We start from the raw sequence: 16811 nt of genomic DNA on the forward strand, positions 1-16811 counted from the left end.
CGGCAAAATATTTTCATGAATATCTATTGTTGAATGTACATTATGGAACAGGTTATGTACCTGATGCGCACTGGAAGAATCAGCAAAAACTCACAACAGCAGAATATGATGCTATACGAGAGCAGGCCAGTTTACAGATTAATGAGCGGAAAAATTTTGTTTCAAGACAGGATGCCGTGATGGCGCAGTTGTTTTATGAATTGGCGAATCTTGAGATGAGTCAATATCAGCCTAATTGGTCTGATCATTTTCAAAGTCGTTATGAAACAAATATACTGATTGATTTAGCAGAAAAATATGGATTAAAGACGACGCCATATAACCAAAAGCGTTTGCAATATATGGCTCAAAGCAGCGTATTTGAAAAAATGTGGATGCGAATCAAAGATTTTTTTAGCTCGAAGGCATAATCAAAACTAGATCTGGATTTAATCCAGATCTTCCGGTTTTGAATGGACTTTAGAGTGAAAGGCACGGCGGCGAGTTCGTTGCCAAGGAAGAGGGCGATTGAGCGCTTCTGGTGCATCACCACTCATCGAGCGAAGTCTTAAATGTAAGGCTGCTTGCGCCATAAGGTTTGCAGAAACCGGTGCTGTAATAAAGGCAAAGAGCGTGATCAAGATCTCTGCAAAACCAAAACGGCCTTGAAATGCCGCATAAATAATTGCAGCGATTAGAAAACTTCCTAATCCTAAGGTGCTCGATTTGGTCGGTGCGTGCAGACGCATAAATAAGTCGGGTAGGCGAACCATGCCAATACCGCCGACCAACATGAAAAAAGCGCCAATAACCAAAAAAATCGAGACCAAAATTTCCATGACTAATTGCATATTAATGGACTCCTAGTCGATCACGTGGCCAGTGGTGAAATAGCGTGCTAAAGCGGCTGTAGACACAAACCCAAGCATGGCAACCAATAATGCCCCTTCAAACATTGATGTACTTGCCCAATAAATACCTAAAATGACAATTAAACAGGTAGCATTTAAGAATAAGGTATCTAAAGCAAGTAGCCGGTCTACGATTGAGGGTCCCATCACCAAGCGGATGAGGCACAGTAACATCGAGATCGTCACAGCAACTAAACAGATGCCAAGCGCATACGGTAAAATTGTCATGCGGATTCTCCTGTATCAGCGCCAAAAATGAGGATGAGAGGGCGTTCATAGCGCTCTTTAATGGTTTGAATTTCCGCTTCAGGATCATCCGTGCTCAGCGCATGGACCAAAATATCACCACGATCTTGGTCAATCCCGGCAGACACCGTACCGGGTGTGGTGGTGATGATCATCGCAAGTAAAGAATTGACTTCCTCATGCTGTGTATCGAGAGGGACACGGAACCATTTCGGGTGCAGTTTATGTGTCGGACCAAGGACGAGTTTTGCAACATGGATATTACTGACAATAATATCCCATAACACCACAAAGAATAATTTACATGCTGCCAGCCAGTTGATATTCGGCGTTCGGTCAATAAAAGGGCGAACCAATCGCGGAATAACAATGGCTAAAACCAAGGCCATGCAGAGTGTGGCCGCATCTAGACTGTGCGCTAACATGACCCAGCTCAGGCCAACCATGACTGAAACCAATGGATGCGGAAACCAGCGATTTAATACAGATGTTTTCGCCATGTTAAGGTGCCTCCATCGGTTTTAGTTGGGTCTCTTCAGGTAGTTTTTCTTCTTGTTGCTGTCCCTGAATTTGGCGTTGCTTGTACTCAGAAATATGCTCGCCATGTAGAGTTTCAGGTGCGATCAATGCAGGAATGAGGTGTGCATTTGGATCGGCTGATTCACCACCATATTTGGTTTCAGGTAAATTTTCAGGATCATAAGGTTGAACACTGATGATTTGGCCTTCTTCATCCTTTTTCAGTAGCAACGATTCATATAATGGATTGTCTTGAATTTGCTGTGCAGTTTTGTAGGTATAGTCATAGATCGGCGCAGCAAAAACCATATATCCCACAAGCGCTGTTAACAGCAGATAAATGGTTTTGTCATTACGAAGCGGTGCCTTATTCGGCAAAGCCTGATAACGCTGATATTCTTCAGTATCAATATCATCTTCTGGGCGAGATGAACGCCAGAAAAACACAAAACCAACTCGGGTGAATGCGATAATACTGAGTAAACTCACCAACAATACAATCAAAATAATCATGATTTGGTAAGGTGAGTTGGCCGTTGCTTGTAAGAGAAATACTTTACCTAAAAAGCCGCTAAAGGGCGGTAGACCAGCCATCATCAACGCAATGATGAAATAGCAAACAGCAACGGTATTATGCTGTTTCATACGGGGCGCAATTTTAAAATGATCTTTAAATTCGCCACGTTGTGAGGTAATCCAACCCGAGAGAATATAAAAAGCTGCACCAATGATGGTACTGTGAATCAGGTAATAAAGTCCCGCAGCCCATGCATCCGTATTAAAGAGTGAAATCGCAACCAATATTGTCCCGATAGAAGACAAAATCATAAAACCGACAAAACGACGTAAACGATCCGTTCCGATTGCGCCATAAGCACCATAGAGCGAGGTTACTAAGCCAATCGGTAACAGCCACTGTTGTAAGATTTCACGGCTAATCCCATCGTCAAACACAGTGCCATTGACACGGAGAATGGCATAGATGCCGACCTTGGTCATGATGGTGAATAAGGCTGCGACAGGCGTGGTTGCCACAGCATAGGTCTTCGGTAACCAGAACCCTACAGGCAGCATTGCAGCTTTGATGCCAAAGACAGTGAATAGTAACAATGCACCAGCCACAGCAATACGATGTTGATCCGCTTCAAGCAAAGGCATAAGTCGTGCAACATCTGCCATATTTAAGCTACCTACACTGCCATAAATCATCCCGAGTCCAATCAGGAAGAGGGCAGAGGCAAATAGGTTAATGGTGACGTAATGAATACCCAATTGAAAACGTGCTTTGCCTTGGCCGTGTAAGAGCAAAACGTACGATGCCATCAACAGGATTTCAAAGAAGACAAATAGGTTAAATAAATCGCCTGTTAGGAACGCACCACACAAACCCATCAGTAAGAAATGGCACATGGCATGGAAATAACGACCACGTTCATCCCATTCTTTGCTGGCAAACCACATCACAGGCACAGCAAGACCATAAGTCAGTACCAACATGAATGCTGAGAGTCGATCTAGAACTAAGACAATACCAAACGGTGCGGCCCATTCACTCAGGTTATAAACCAAGACTTGGCCAGAGCTGGCGATCATCAAATAACTGATAGATGTGATCAGCCCAAGGATGCCAGAAACATAGCTGATTCCACGACGCCAAGGTTGTCGCCAGTCATGCGCCAATGAGCCAGAGCCGGGGTTGCCCAGCAGGACTAAAATAAATGCAGTAATTGCAGGAATTAAAATACTGAAAATCGGGCTATGCGTAGTCCAAAATTGGATGAAGTCATGCATTATGGCTCATCCTCCCGCGGGTCAATTTGCGGTATTTCTTCTTTGGAGTCCACATGATCTGTTCCGGTTTCATAGCGGCTACGCAGAGCCAATTGTACGATAAAGGCAGTGGTCGCAAAGCCAATCACAATGGCTGTCAGGACCAAGGCTTGTGGTAAAGGATCGGTCGCTTTGGTGGTTTCAGTTAACACGGCAGGTGCGTTGACATGAATACGCCCCATGACAAATAAAAATAAGTTCACGGCATAGCCAATCATGGCTAAACCCAACACGACAGGAAAGGTACGTGCCCGCAAAATCAGGTAGACCCCTGTTGCAGTCAGTAAGCCAATGGCTGAAGCGAGTAAAAATTCTAAACTAATCATCTTATTCGCCTCTTGGAACTGGACCAGACATACTCGAGTGACGCGAGTCGCCTAAGACGGAAATCATTAACATCGTCGCGCCCACAACGGTGATGTAGACACCTGTGTCGAAGAGGGCAGCGGAGGCAAGGTGCATTTCACCTAAAATGGGTGGCGATACATAGATATGAGCACTGGTCAGGAATGGACGCCCCCATAGCCAAGCCGCGATACCTGTCAGCCCCGCAATGGTTAAACCAATACCAATCCAAACTTCATATAAGCGACCTGATTTTGCACCAATCAGTTGTTCAGCACGGTCTTGGCCGAGCGCAATATATTGAATCACTAAGGCTAAAGAGGTAATTAAGCCTGCAATAAAGCCACCGCCTGGTAAATTATGACCCCGTAGGAAAATATATAAGCTGATGACGAGTGCTAAAGGCAAAATCCATGATGATGTAATACGGAACATCAGTGGTGACGGATTAAAACGATAGGTCAGACCTTGCGTAATGGTGGTACCATGAGCACGCATACCATCCATCATGCACAGCGTACCAATTGCGGCAATTCCCAGTACGGTAATTTCACCAAAGGTATCGAAGCCACGGAAGTCGACCAAGATCACGTTGACCACATTGGTACCACCACCAAGTGGGATGGATTGCTGCATAAAGAACCATGAGATGGAATTATGATCGCGGGTCATGATCAGCCATGAAATCCATGCGATCCCTAAACCTGCAATAATCGCAATTATTGCATCTCGCCAACGACGAGACACACTCGACTCATAAGGTGTGAGCTGTGGTAATAATGATAAGCTCATGAGTAAGAGCACGGTGGTCACCACGTCAACAGTAATCTGCGTGAGCGCCAAATCTGGAGCGGAGAAACAGATAAACACCATAGTCACAACCAGACCGACTGCACCACTGATGAGGACGGCTTTAATCCGTTCATGGTGGAACCAAAGCATCATCCAACATGCAGAGAATAATAATAGCCACAGAACGATTGCGATGATTGGTGCATGTATCAGTTCACGGCTGCCTGTGCCGATACCTTGCAGCCAAAATGGAACAATGACGATGGCTACACTAAAGATTAAAATCCACAATAAATAGCTTTGTAATTTGCCATTTTCAGTAAAGCGACGGAACTTTCTTGAGCTGAGTAAAAGATGCTTTAAAAATAAGTCGAACAGGATTTTGCCTTGCAAACGGCCCAAAAGAGGATCCAAATCGATACGGCGTAATTTGCCGCCCTTTGCCAATGCGAAATAGAAAACTAAACCACCCAATAGTGCTATTACACTCATCAAAAGGGGTGCATTTAAACCATGCCAAATCGCTAAATGTGTACCTTCAAACGCAGTATTTTGAATACTCGCACGCGCGGTACTATTGACAATATGCTCAACCAATAACGCAGGGAAGAGTCCAACTAAAATACATAAAGCAGCCAGTAAGGTTGCTGGAGCGCGCATGCCAAACGGTGGTTCATGCGCTTCTTTATTGGGAACATCTTTCCCTAGTGGACCATCAAAAAATACCCCATGAACCAAACGTACCGAATACGCGACAGCAAAGATACCGGCAAAGGTGGCAATGATGGCTGACACGATCATCACTGGCCCAGTCAGGTTGGCTAATAGTTCAGTAAAGAACATCTCTTTAGAAAGGAAACCATTGGTTAATGGGACGCCTGCCATAGAGGCCGCAGTGATCATGGTCAGCGTTGCTGTAAACGGAAGTAATTGCCATAAACCAGAGAGTTTTCGTAAATCACGTGTGCCTGATTCGTGGTCAATAATCCCTGCGATCATAAACAAGGCTGCTTTGAAGGTCGCATGGTTAATGATATGGAAAATGGCAGCGGAAACTGCGAGGGGAGAGCCGATCCCGAGTAAGCAAACAATCAGACCTAAATGACTGATGGTGGAATAGGCTAACAGCCCTTTTAAATCTTCTTTGAAAATGGCAAAGAAGGCCGCCATACATAAGGTAAATAAGCCAATAAAGGTGACCAAGTTGTGGTACAACGCCGCGCCTGCAAAGATCGGCAATAAGCGCGCAAGCAGGAAAATTCCGGCTTTCACCATCGTGGCAGAGTGAAGATAAGCCGAGACGGGGGTCGGTGCTGCCATGGCATTTGGCAACCAAAAATGGAAAGGGAACTGTGCACTTTTGGTAAATGCCCCCATTAAAATTAATAGCAGTGTGGGCACAAAAAGCGGATGCTGCTGAATTTGGCTACTCATCGTCAGGATTTGGTCAATCTGATAGGTGCCCGTGATTTGCGCCAACAGAACAAAACCACCCAACATACATAGACCACCCATGCCTGTAATGGTTAAAGCCATTCGAGAGCCACGCTGAGCAGCATCGTAATTACTCCAATAACCGACCAACAGGAAGGATGAAATACTGGTGAGTTCCCAGAAAATGAGTAATAAAATTAAATTATTAGACAATGAAATGCCGAGCATGGCAGCCATGAACAGCATCAATAAAACATACAGTTTACTGAGCGAGTTCTTTGGACTTAAATAATAGTAGGCATAGATATAAATTAAGGTGCCGATCCCCGTAATGAGCAGGGAAAACAACAAGCCCAGTGCATCGAGACGGAAACTGAAATCAATGCCAACTTGAGTGAGCCACGGCCAAGTTTGAATGATGGTTTTGCCATTAAAGACATCTGGGGCCTGACTCAATAATAAAACTAAACTGCTGAGGCTGACGCCAATCGCCCCTAAAGCTGTTACCCCGCGAGAGAATTGCTTCAACCACGAGACAAGTGTTGTGCCTAGTATTAACGGTAACAATATAATAATCGGTAGCACACTCGTATCCATTGTCATGATTAGGCGGTGAAACCTAGGTGTATTTCATCTTTCAAGGATTACAGGACAGCAAAGAGCAGTCCAAAAACTCAATCTTGAAAGCCATGTGTGTCAAAAAAATTAAAAACAAGCTGTGTTGCGCAACTCGTGAAGCGATAGCAATTTCCGATGTTACTATGAAAATTGCAAATAAAACCGATCATATTACATGCGTAAAACAACATCAATCTTTTTTATGAACCACTTACACATTATACGCCTGACGCAACTGACTCGACATTTATCGCGGCCTTGTTGCTGAATATTTAAACATCGAGGCTATGGATTACGCCCAGCCAATCAGCCTCGGTATTTTTAACTCAGCGGTTGGATCGTAACGTCCTGATCACCCCGCTGTGATAAAGCCCTAACCAATTCGTGTTGCTGTTGCTCGGTCAGTTGCGTCTGGATTAATTGCAACATGTGCTGGATGGTGTCTGGGCTGTTCAGTAGCTCATTTAATTCAGTCTCTTCAGTTTTAGGTGGAAGCGATGGCTTTGATCCGAGTTGCAACTGCTGATAAATCTGATCATAGGTTTCTTGTAATTTTTCAGGCTGAATCTCACTGAGCTTTTTATTCTGTAGTTGTAAGCACTGAAAACGAGAAGCATGTTCCAATAGTTCAGGACGGTTTCCGCTGGCAATAATTTGGAGTCGTGGAAACGCTTGATTTAAACGGGTCAAAATCACTTGAGTCATGTTTTGATCGAGTTGGTGGTCTATGGCGTCGATCAATAAAATACCGTCACCTTCTTGGCACGGATACAAGCTGTGAGGATTGAGTAGACAAAGGCGACGCACAATATCACCAATTAAGGCCACAAGGTTGCGCACACTATTCGACAACTGTTGAAACAACATGTCTTTGCCTTGGTAGCAGACCATTAATTGTAATTTGGGATGATATTGCAGATAAATATTGGTCACATCGGGCAATACGGTCTCTAAAGCTTGTTTTAATGATCTGAGTGACGGCGCGTATAGATCGGCCTGAGCTTGTGCTAGTTTTTGCCCAAAAATTGGCGTGTCTGATGCGTTGGATGTATCGGCTTGGGTTTTAGGATGTAATAAATTTTGAATTAATTCGGCACTTTGTGCATTTTCAATGTCGGATATTTCTCGAAACCACTCAAAAAAACGAATAAACGTGGTAAAGGGAATGGCCGATATTTCATAAGCATGCGAAGGCTGAAAAATAGCAGGATTATTTTTATTGAGAATATTCACATCGTTGACGAAACGTTCAGCAGGGTAATAGGCAATGAGTGGCAACCCTTGTAACGGATCGGCTTTGAGGGCTTTTTGATACAGCGCAACCATCGATTCTAATTGCTGTGTTTCGGCCTTACTGAGGCCGACGCCTTGACTGTTTAAGGTTTTGTACAATTGCCATGAACAACATTGTGGGTCTTGGTCTTGTTGATCACTTGAAAGCTGAAATGAGCCAATCTCTTCGGGAAAACTGACTTGAATATCAAGTTTCGATTGCAAGCGATTTAACATGATGTCTTGATCGAGCATTACCACGCCTGCGGTGCGTAAATCTTTATAACGTGCAGCGAACCAAGTGAGGGCCTGATAACTAAAGCGTAGTAGGGAGGTTTTTCCAGAACTTTGATCACCCAAAATTAAAGTGATCGGCAGATCGTGGTAATTAAAATTGAGGGTGATATCAGTAAAATGAAGGGTGTGCTTGAGTTGGATAGATTGTAATTTCATGGTGCACCTTTTACTGATTTATTGTTTATTCACCTTTTTCATCATACTAGCTGACCGCTTGTGCCAAAGATTTGGGCATTTGACGTTTTAAGTGCTGCATCAAGTCATAAATATGATGGATATTTAAACTTACTTTAGCACGTGTGCAAGCCACGTAAAGTAACCGTAACTCTTCGTCACTAATTTTATAATCTTTATCGTTGAGTTTAAATTGGTAGTCATCTTCTATATGTACCCGATCCCATTCTAAACCTTTGGCTTTATGGGCTGTCGAGATGATGTAGTCGGCTTGATCAATCGGGGTGATTTTCGCCAGCGCCTTTTTCAGCGGGTCAGTGCCGTGATCATCGACCAACTTCACCAGCGGTTTAATATCGCTGCCGTCATTGGTTTCACAATATTCATGTACATCATGCCATGAGTTAAACCATGCAAGCTCTGGGACATCGACCACGCGTTTGCCTTGTTTGAGCATGGCTGCAGCATCGACAAAACGATTGAGTCGCGCATGATCTGCTTGCAGGCTAACTTTTTCACCTTTGACCAAACCCGCCAATAACAGTTCCATCGCGCGTGCATTGGTACGACATAAAATGGCATCCCGCATCTTGGTATGAGGCTTATTAACCACTTTAGAGTTGAGTTGTGGATTACCCAATAACGGTACGGTTTCATTCAATGCGCCCAGCAGAGCATTGGCGTTCAAGGCAATGTCTTCACCAAAACGGAACGACGTGGTTAAACGTGATTCAGGTAATGGGAGTTGCTGCATGGCATTGACTGCGCCACGCCATGCATATATTTGCTGATGCGCATCGCCCACATAGATGACTTGAGTATTCCGCTGTTTCAGTAAAATCCCCAGCATTAGCGGGTCAGCATCTTGAGCTTCATCGAACAGCACATAATCCGCAGGAATATTGGGTTCAGACAAAGCCCAAAGTTTTAAATAAATATCGTGTCCAATCCCTGCAGCATGGTTCGGATCAATCGACTCTAACCAACGACGCTCAATGGCAGGATACAAATGCTTTTGTAAGCTTTCGATATCGTCAGGATGCAGCCAACTCGGTGCTTGTAGATGTCTTGGGGCAGGGTACTGTGAACTGGTCGAACAGAAATAACTAACAGCATTTGCTACTAGACTCGCCAAGCGCGAAGGCATGAGCACATATTTTTCATAACGACCGCCCATCATACGACGTAAGGTGATCGGTTCTAGTCGATACTCTTTGGCAATAAAACTCGGACTTAAACGCGGTAGACGCAGTTTGTCAGTCACTCCACGTGGAACACTACGATAAGCCAATGAGTGGAAGGTGCGACAGTCAACATTTTGATGAAAACGATTCTGTGCTTCAGTCGCAATGGCTTTGTTAAAGGCCAAGTACATGCCACGCCGCTGAGGCATGGCATCACTGATCATTTGGAGTGTGGTGGTTTTACCTGTGCCAGCATAGGCAATCACTTTAAATGATTTGCCAAGACGTGCGTTATCTATGGCAGTGGCCTGCTCATAGGTCGCGGTCGGTTTTTTAAGATCTGGCACGGTTGCGACTTTTAGTGCTGACGGTTGGCTTTTTCAACCAAACCAGAAAGGCCTTGGCGACGAGCGAGTTCGTTGAGTACCAATTGTGGATCAATATCGAAATAACCCAACATCACAATGGTATGGAACCAAAGGTCTGCCACTTCGTAAATTAAATCGTTTTTGTTGTCTTCATTGGCTTCGATTTTAAAATCTTTAGCGGCAATGATGGTTTCAACACTTTCTTCACCGATTTTTTCTAAAATTTTGTTGAGGCCTTTATGGTAAAGCTTCGCCACATAAGAGGATTCAGGATCAGCTTGTTTGCGTTCAGCCATCATTTTACCTAAGTAGTCGAGTACATCGACTTGCTCAGACTGTGCATTGGACGCATTCATCGCAAGGGTATGCGGATTTGCTGATTTTGCACCATAAATTGCAGCCGGATCTTTTAATTGCGCATCGACAATTTCCCAGCCATTGGCAGTAAGTTTACGGTAGAAACACGACTCACGGCCAGTATGGCAGGCAATGCCGCCATGTTGTTCAATTTGTAGCACAATCACGTCAGCATCACAGTCCAAACGGATTTCATGCACGGTTTGGAAATGGCCAGATTCTTCACCTTTATGCCATAACTTATTGCGTGAACGTGAAAAGTATACCGCTTGATTTTTTTCTGCAGTTTGCGCCAACGCTTCACGGTTCATCCATGCCACCATCAATACGCGCCCGCTTTGATGATGCTGTGCAATAGCAGGCACTAAGCCTTGTTCGTTAAATTTTACTTCATCGAGCCATTGCAGGTTGTTCATGAGGATTTCACCAATTCAAAAATCAAAAAATAAATGCCGCAGCATTTGAGCAGCACTATAGTGTAAGCCATCAAGAGAATGATGGGGAGTTAATTCTTAATCAAATTTTAAATTGCGCAGTTCAGCCGCAGAATCATCTGCAGGCTTTCGGGCAATGTCAGCATAATTCATGTGCCCAAATGCACCTGTTTTTAAGCCGGAAATCGTAATCGCCATTTCTTTGCGGAAAAACGGCAGCTGATACATAGCACGAAATGAAAAATCACGGAGCGGCGCTGTCCAGCGATGATGTGATTGATAAAAAGGAGTCAGCAAGCGACTAAAAAATTGGTAAAATCGTACGGAGGACAACCGTAGCTGATGATACTCCTGCCAGAGGTTTTCCAGTGAGGAGTCCTGTTGATATTGGAGCAGGGCCTGACTGATGGCCCATGCATCGAGCAAAGCCATGTTGGCGCCTTGTCCAAGCTGTGGACTCATGGCATGAGCCGCATCTCCTAAGATACCGATACGACCTTCACCAAGTTTGCTCAGCACCACATCACGATAGTTGGCAGACAGCCATTGCTGCGGATCATCTGGATGTGGAATCACATGCGCTAACCATTCTGCAACACTCAGCCAGCGTTTCGAAACTTCAAGCAACCATTGCTGCTGTGCGCTTTTGGTTTTTAACTAAATGTGCGGAATTCTCCATCTATAATCTGTGATTTAGATGGAGATGGATAGCACGCCTTTTCAGTCGGGTCTCTCTTGGTTTTGGATGTATTCTCGAATTACATCAATTGTCGCTCCACCTGTTGTAAGTAGACAGTATGCCCTCGTCCAAAGCACAGGTTTCCAATAATAAGGTTTTAGTTCTTCACCGAACTCCTTGCGTATCAGTCTGCTTGATACAGTTTTTAGATTATTGATGAATTTACTTGGCATGATGTTCGGGTGCATATCTAACAATAAGTGAATATGATCAGCTTCACCATTGAACTCAATCAAGTCAATCTCCCAATCAGCACAGTTCTTTTTTACAATTTCTTCAAGCCGATTGATCATCTCATTTGAAAGGCATTTCTTGCGATATTTTGTTACCAACACTAAATGATATGTAAGTTTATAAACACAGTGATAATGTGACTTCATTACATTTACACTAAGCAATTAATTTGCTAAATTATAACCATGAAACAACCTTTTTTGAAAACGTATAAATATCGCATCTATCCTACTTCTGAGCAGAAAGTGCAATTTGAAAAGCACTTCGGATGCACTCGCTTTATTTTCAATTGGGCTTTAGCACTTCAAACTAAAGCTCATTCTGAAACTCAAAAATTATTATCAAAAAAGGATATTCAAGACCAATTAGTTGCCATGAAAAAACAACCTGAATTCGAATGGTTGAACGAGGTGAATAGTCAATCACTTCTTAGTGGGTTACTTCACCTACACACTGCTTACAACAACTTTTTTCAGCGATTAAAGAAAGGCAAGGTTGAATTCAGAAAGATCAAAGGATATAAACCAAATCCTGATGAAAAACGCCCATTAAGTCATCTTGTCGGCTACCCACGGTTCAAATCCAAGAAAATACCGCAACGGTCTTATCAATGCCCTCAGCACGCAACAGTGAGCTTTGAGAACGGATTACTTCATCTACCTAAAATTAAAGGGATAAAAACTGTATTTAGTCGGGTATTTAATGGGAAAATCAAAACTGTCACCATTAGCAAAACAGCGACAGGTAAGTATTATGCTTCGATTTTGGTCGAGTCAGAGTTAGAACTTGTTGCATCAACAACAATTCAAGCTGATCAAACCATCGGAATTGATATGGGTTTGAATCACATGCTCATTCAATCCGATGGTAATAAGGTTGAAAATCCAAAATACTTGCGACAGGCTCAAAACCGACTATCCATACAGCAGAAGATATTTGCTCGAAAGAAGAAAGAATCAAAGAATTATCAACGTCAAAAATTAAGTGTTGCATTCATCCATGAAAAAGTGCGCCTGCAACGCTTAGACCTACATCACAAACTCACGCATTACTTGATCTGTGAAAACCAAGCGACCACGTATGCTGTAGAAGATTTAGGGATAAAAAACATGGTAAGAAATCGAAAATTAGCCAAGTCCATTTCGGATGTGGCTTGGGGTCAATTTCTTACGATATTGCAATACAAGGCAAAATGGTTCGGTAAGAATGTGCTACAAATTGGAAGATTCGTTCCAAGTTCTAAAGCATGTTCATGTTGTGGTTATACTATGACAAAATTGCCACTAAGCATAAGAGAATGGCAATGTCCTGACTGTGAAACAGTGCATGATCGTGATTTGAATGCAAGCTTGAATATACGCAATTTCGCTTTAGCTGATGCACTAGGACATAGTACTGTATAAAGAGTTCCTGTACCGCCATACTGTCAGCGCAGTGCGGTATCGAAAGGTGCAATCTCTAAGATTGCATGGGTCGCAAAGATTCCCCCACCATAGCTCTTAGCTTGGTGGTGGGAGTATGTCAAGAATCCTTCTAAATCTTCTGTAGGTAGACTCCAGAAAATGCTCGAAAGGCGCTGTTCAGGCTGTGTTGGAATTGCTCCCGTTGGCATCACACCCATCATGATATTGGAACGGTCATAGAACTGATGCAAGATCTGCGGATTCAGCACTTCGCATTCAGGCACGATGATCCACTTCGCCCCCCAAGGATAAGCTTGGTTGAGCTTTTCCCACGCTTTAGGACGTAAATGGCTGCGTGCACCATTGGCAATCAGCACGAGATCAAACTGACGTTGAAAAGATTGATCTGCGAACTGCCCAATTACGTTTATACCCTCACTGGATTCTTGAAGTTCATGCACTTCATGCGCCATGCACCATTCAACGTGTTGAGGATATTCACCGACTTTGGATGCGAGGGCATGACAGAGTGTGGCACGGTGAATGCCGAGCCCATATGAACGGTCATCGGCTTGTCGATAATGACTGTTTATCAGCAAGTCGCCGCCAGCCAGTTGACCTTCAAGACCAGTTACCACAGCGCCAAGGCTTAAGGCATGTTCCAAAATGCCTAAATGTTCGAAAACTGCCAGTCCGGCAGGTTGTAATAATAATCCTGCACCCACAGGTTCAAGTTGTGAGACTTTTTCATATAAGCAGATCTGATGGCCTTGAGCAGCAAGCATTGCTGCAGCAGCTAATCCTGCTGTACCTGCACCGATGATGGCAATATTTTGAGTTTTCATTATTATAAAAGTTGATTTTATCTCACCCCAATGTAGCAAAGTTGTCGTATAAAACCCAATAAAAAAGCCCTCATAAGGGCTTTTTTAGGGATGCATCAGGTCTTACCAATGTTCACCAGGGAATAGGCGAGCATATGCTTTTTGTACCCAATTGAGTTTTTCTTGCTTACCAATAGACGCTGAAGAGCTTGGGAACAGGTTATAACCAATCGACATGAGTTTGTTGTTAATGTCAGGAGCAATGGAGTAAGTGATCGAAGCCAAACGGCCCAAATTGGTCGCCACTTTCTTCGGACGTTTCACGATGGCATAGGCAATCAGGTCGGTTGCTTGTTCTGGAGAAAGGGTTGGTACGTATTTATAAATTTTGGTTGGGGCGATCATTGGCGTGCGCACCAATGGCATGTAGACCGACGTGATGGCAATATTATGCGAGTGAACTTCAGCGCTCAGGCAACGGCTAAAAGCATCTAATGCGGCTTTAGACGCAACATAGGCAGAGAAGCGTGTTGCATTGGCCAATACACCAATCGAACTGATGTTGATGATATGACCTTCACGACGAATCATCATTTTCGGCAGTAAATTCATCACCAAACGTACCGCGCCAAAATAGTTCAACTGCATAGTACGTTCAAAATCATGGAAACGATCGGTTGATTCATGTACGGCACGACGAATAGAACGGCCAGCGTTATTAATTAAGATATCAATATGATCGACGGAAGCGAGGATTTGTTGTGCCACAGCATCAATGGAGTCCATATCATTGAGGTCACATGGGAAAACATCGGCTTTACCGCCAGTGGCTTCAATTTCAGCTTTTACGGCATCAAGAGTTTCTTTGGTACGTGCAACCAGTAGAACATGTGCGCCTGCGTTGGCAAGGCGATGCGCTGTGGTTAAACCGATACCACTTGATGCACCGGTGATTAAAATGGTCTTACCGTTGACACGGTCAACGAAACGTTTCTCAAGTCTTGAATTCACGATGAGGTTCCCTGTTAAATCAGTTTTATTGTATTCATTTATCGGCCCGACAACGCTATGTGCAGGGCTGTTTTAAGTCAGCGGTATGATAGCGTTTTATTCAAAAAAAGCCATATGATAAGTAATTGATAATAAAATAATATTTAGAGTTTTTACTCTAAATTAAAATCCCTATTTACTCAATTTTTAACACATAAATATGTGAAAGAGAAGTGCTTTTATCAACATCGTTGCAACCTAAAAAAGTCGATTTTCAAGATAAATAAAATTGTAAATAAATATAGAAGCAGGGCCATAGATGCCCAAAGTTGGAAGGCGGATTATGTGGGAGTGGTTATTTAAATGAAATGGAAATAAAAACAGGCCTTAAAAATAAGACCTGTGGATTGTGCAATTATGGTTTAAACAGCAGCTAAGGCTTGATCTAAGTCGGCAATCAAGTCATCTGCATGTTCGATCCCAATCGATAAACGAACCATATCAATGCTGACACCGGCGGCTTTGAGTTCATCTTCATTGAGCTGACGATGTGTCGTGGTCGCGGGATGGCAGGCTAAACTTTTGGCATCACCAATATTCACCAGGCGAGTAAACAACTGCAAGGCATCGATGAAACGTGTGCCACCTGCAAGGCCGTCTTGAACCCCAAAGGAAAGAATTGCCGACGGTTTTCCTTTGACATATTTTTGCGCCAAAGCATGCTGTGGATGGTCTTTTAAGCCAGCGTAGTTGACCCATTTTACTTTTGGATGCGCTTGTAAATATTCAGCCACTTTTTGCGCATTTTCGGTATGACGTTCCATGCGCAGGCTTAAGGTTTCCAAACCTTGTAAGATCAAAAACACATTGTGTGGGCTGATCGCAGCGCCTGTATTACGTAGTGGTACCACGCGCGCACGGGCAATGTAGGCGGCTTCACCTAAAGCTTCGACATAATTCACCCCGTGGTAGCTTGGATCAGGGGTATTGAGTGATTTAAAGCGTTCAGGGTATTTGCCCCATGGGAACTTGCCGCTGTCGACGATGATGCCGCCTATCGAATTACCATGACCGCCAATATATTTTGTGAGTGAATGCACCACAATGTCGGCACCAAATTCAAAAGATTTTTGCAGGACAGGGGTGGCCACAGTATTGTCCACCACCACAGGTATGCCATATTCATGCGCAATTTTCGAAATTGCTTCGAGGTCAATAATATTGCCCAATGGGTTACCAATAGATTCGACAAAGACCAGCTTGGTTTTGTCATCGATGAGGCTACGCAGCGCTTCAGGGTTCTGATAATCAAAGAAGCGAACTTCAATGCCTTGTTTCGGCAGAGTGTGGGCAAACAGGTTATATGTGCCGCCGTACAGGGTCGAAACTGAAGCGATATTGTCGCCTGCTTCAGCAATGGTTTGAATCGCATATGTAATGGCCGCCATACCTGATGCCAACGCCAGTGCGCCTATACCGCCTTCGAGTGCTGCAACACGCTGTTCAAGTACCGCCGTGGTTGGATTCATAATGCGGGTATAAATATTACCCTGAACTTTTAAGTCAAATAAATCAGCACCATGCTGTGTGTTATCAAAGGAATATGAGGTGGTTTGATAAATCGGCACCGCAACCGCTTTGGTGGTTGGCTCCGGGGTATACCCCGCGTGAATTGCTAAAGTTTCGTCTTTATAGGTCATGATTACATCATCTAAGTGAGCTAATTTTTTAAACAGTCTATCACTTATATATATGAATAAAAGTGCTTTATTTATAAAACTAATATCATAATTATTCATATTATTGAAAAATTTTCAGCTAAAGATGAGCGAAATTATGCTTAAAAACGCATGTTTAAATT

Annotated in this window: 15 protein-coding genes and 1 pseudogene; 2 read left to right on the plus strand and 14 right to left on the minus strand. The window is 43.6% G+C overall.

Features of this window, described 5'->3' with window-relative positions; all coding sequences use genetic code 11:
* Window positions 1–26 precede the first annotated feature (26 nt).
* On the plus strand, window positions 27–410 hold the full coding sequence (locus FTU64_RS02080) for a hypothetical protein (protein ID WP_180059133.1): 384 nt from the start codon (window positions 27–29) through the stop codon (window positions 408–410).
* Between the two features lie 18 nt (window positions 411–428).
* Here FTU64_RS02080 and FTU64_RS02085 read toward each other — a convergent pair whose 3' ends face one another.
* The 11 genes from FTU64_RS02085 to tnpA form a co-directional block, all read right to left on the minus strand.
* Window positions 429–830: a Na+/H+ antiporter subunit G gene (locus tag FTU64_RS02085; protein WP_168378199.1), complete on the minus strand. Its 402-nt coding sequence runs from the start codon at window positions 828–830 to the stop codon at window positions 429–431.
* A gap of 12 nt (window positions 831–842) precedes the next feature.
* A complete protein-coding gene (locus tag FTU64_RS02090; RefSeq protein WP_078189410.1) occupies window positions 843–1118 on the minus strand; it encodes a monovalent cation/H+ antiporter subunit F in 276 nt (91 codons plus the stop codon).
* Window positions 1115–1636 carry a Na+/H+ antiporter subunit E gene (locus FTU64_RS02095; protein ID WP_168378198.1) on the minus strand — a complete coding sequence of 174 codons (522 nt, stop codon included), beginning with the start codon at window positions 1634–1636 and terminating at the stop codon, window positions 1115–1117. Before FTU64_RS02095 ends, FTU64_RS02090 begins: the two co-directional genes overlap by 4 nt.
* A 1-nt stretch (window position 1637) precedes the next feature.
* Entirely contained in the window at window positions 1638–3446 is a 1809-nt protein-coding gene (locus tag FTU64_RS02100) for a monovalent cation/H+ antiporter subunit D (protein ID WP_180055451.1), read from the minus strand.
* Window positions 3446–3811, minus strand: coding sequence for a Na+/H+ antiporter subunit C (locus tag FTU64_RS02105; protein WP_078189407.1), 366 nt, complete (start codon window positions 3809–3811; stop codon window positions 3446–3448). The genes FTU64_RS02100 and FTU64_RS02105 overlap by 1 nt, the downstream gene beginning before the upstream one ends.
* A 1-nt stretch (window position 3812) precedes the next feature.
* Window positions 3813–6653, minus strand: a complete 2841-nt coding sequence (locus tag FTU64_RS02110; RefSeq protein ID WP_180059191.1) for a monovalent cation/H+ antiporter subunit A — start codon at window positions 6651–6653, stop codon at window positions 3813–3815.
* Window positions 6654–6995: 342 nt separating this feature from the next.
* Entirely contained in the window at window positions 6996–8399 is a 1404-nt protein-coding gene (locus tag FTU64_RS02115; protein ID WP_180059134.1) for an AAA family ATPase, read from the minus strand.
* A 46-nt stretch (window positions 8400–8445) separates the two neighbouring features.
* Window positions 8446–9948, minus strand: coding sequence for a UvrD-helicase domain-containing protein (locus FTU64_RS02120; RefSeq protein ID WP_180055449.1), 1503 nt, complete (start codon window positions 9946–9948; stop codon window positions 8446–8448).
* A gap of 11 nt (window positions 9949–9959) precedes the next feature.
* A complete protein-coding gene (gene hisIE, locus FTU64_RS02125) occupies window positions 9960–10742 on the minus strand; it encodes a bifunctional phosphoribosyl-AMP cyclohydrolase/phosphoribosyl-ATP diphosphatase HisIE (protein WP_180055448.1) in 783 nt (260 codons plus the stop codon).
* Window positions 10743–10838: 96 nt separating this feature from the next.
* On the minus strand, window positions 10839–11387 hold the full coding sequence (locus FTU64_RS02130; RefSeq protein ID WP_180055447.1) for an FAD-dependent monooxygenase: 549 nt from the start codon (window positions 11385–11387) through the stop codon (window positions 10839–10841).
* 93 nt (window positions 11388–11480) lie between these two features.
* Window positions 11481–11879, minus strand: coding sequence for an IS200/IS605 family transposase (gene tnpA, locus FTU64_RS16465; protein ID WP_152873595.1), 399 nt, complete (start codon window positions 11877–11879; stop codon window positions 11481–11483).
* 39 nt (window positions 11880–11918) lie between these two features.
* Between tnpA and FTU64_RS02140 the strand changes: the two genes are divergently transcribed.
* The gene (locus tag FTU64_RS02140; RefSeq protein ID WP_180055446.1) at window positions 11919–13136 is read left to right on the plus strand and encodes an RNA-guided endonuclease TnpB family protein; all 1218 of its coding nucleotides are present in this window, start codon (window positions 11919–11921) and stop codon (window positions 13134–13136) included.
* Between the two features lie 119 nt (window positions 13137–13255).
* On the opposite strand, the pseudogene FTU64_RS02145 reads toward FTU64_RS02140, so the two are convergent.
* The 3 genes and pseudogenes from FTU64_RS02145 to FTU64_RS02155 all read right to left on the minus strand — a co-directional run.
* Window positions 13256–13981, minus strand: a pseudogene (locus FTU64_RS02145) (FAD-dependent oxidoreductase); the annotation flags it as partial.
* Window positions 13982–14083: 102 nt separating this feature from the next.
* Window positions 14084–14971, minus strand: coding sequence for an SDR family NAD(P)-dependent oxidoreductase (locus FTU64_RS02150; RefSeq protein WP_078189400.1), 888 nt, complete (start codon window positions 14969–14971; stop codon window positions 14084–14086).
* A 401-nt stretch (window positions 14972–15372) separates the two neighbouring features.
* Window positions 15373–16650, minus strand: coding sequence for an O-acetylhomoserine aminocarboxypropyltransferase/cysteine synthase family protein (locus FTU64_RS02155; RefSeq protein WP_180055444.1), 1278 nt, complete (start codon window positions 16648–16650; stop codon window positions 15373–15375).
* Window positions 16651–16811: the final 161 nt, after the last annotated feature.

It is taken from the genome of Acinetobacter sp. YH12128, assembly GCF_013418655.1.
GTDB classification, from domain to species: domain Bacteria; phylum Pseudomonadota; class Gammaproteobacteria; order Pseudomonadales; family Moraxellaceae; genus Acinetobacter; species Acinetobacter amyesii.

Coding starts and splice junctions, on each gene's coding strand:
- FTU64_RS02085 (WP_168378199.1), bottom strand. CDS start 830: ATGCAATTAGTCATGGAAATTTTGGTCTCGATTTTTTTGGTTATTGGC.
- FTU64_RS02090 (WP_078189410.1), bottom strand. CDS start 1,118: ATGACAATTTTACCGTATGCGCTTGGCATCTGTTTAGTTGCTGTGACG.
- FTU64_RS02095 (WP_168378198.1), bottom strand. CDS start 1,636: ATGGCGAAAACATCTGTATTAAATCGCTGGTTTCCGCATCCATTGGTT.
- FTU64_RS02100 (WP_180055451.1), bottom strand. CDS start 3,446: ATGCATGACTTCATCCAATTTTGGACTACGCATAGCCCGATTTTCAGT.
- FTU64_RS02105 (WP_078189407.1), bottom strand. CDS start 3,811: ATGATTAGTTTAGAATTTTTACTCGCTTCAGCCATTGGCTTACTGACT.
- FTU64_RS02110 (WP_180059191.1), bottom strand. CDS start 6,653: ATGGATACGAGTGTGCTACCGATTATTATATTGTTACCGTTAATACTA.
- FTU64_RS02115 (WP_180059134.1), bottom strand. CDS start 8,399: ATGAAATTACAATCTATCCAACTCAAGCACACCCTTCATTTTACTGAT.
- hisIE (WP_180055448.1), bottom strand. CDS start 10,742: ATGAACAACCTGCAATGGCTCGATGAAGTAAAATTTAACGAACAAGGC.
- tnpA (WP_152873595.1), bottom strand. CDS start 11,879: ATGAAGTCACATTATCACTGTGTTTATAAACTTACATATCATTTAGTG.
- FTU64_RS02140 (WP_180055446.1), top strand. CDS start 11,919: ATGAAACAACCTTTTTTGAAAACGTATAAATATCGCATCTATCCTACT.
- FTU64_RS02155 (WP_180055444.1), bottom strand. CDS start 16,650: ATGACCTATAAAGACGAAACTTTAGCAATTCACGCGGGGTATACCCCG.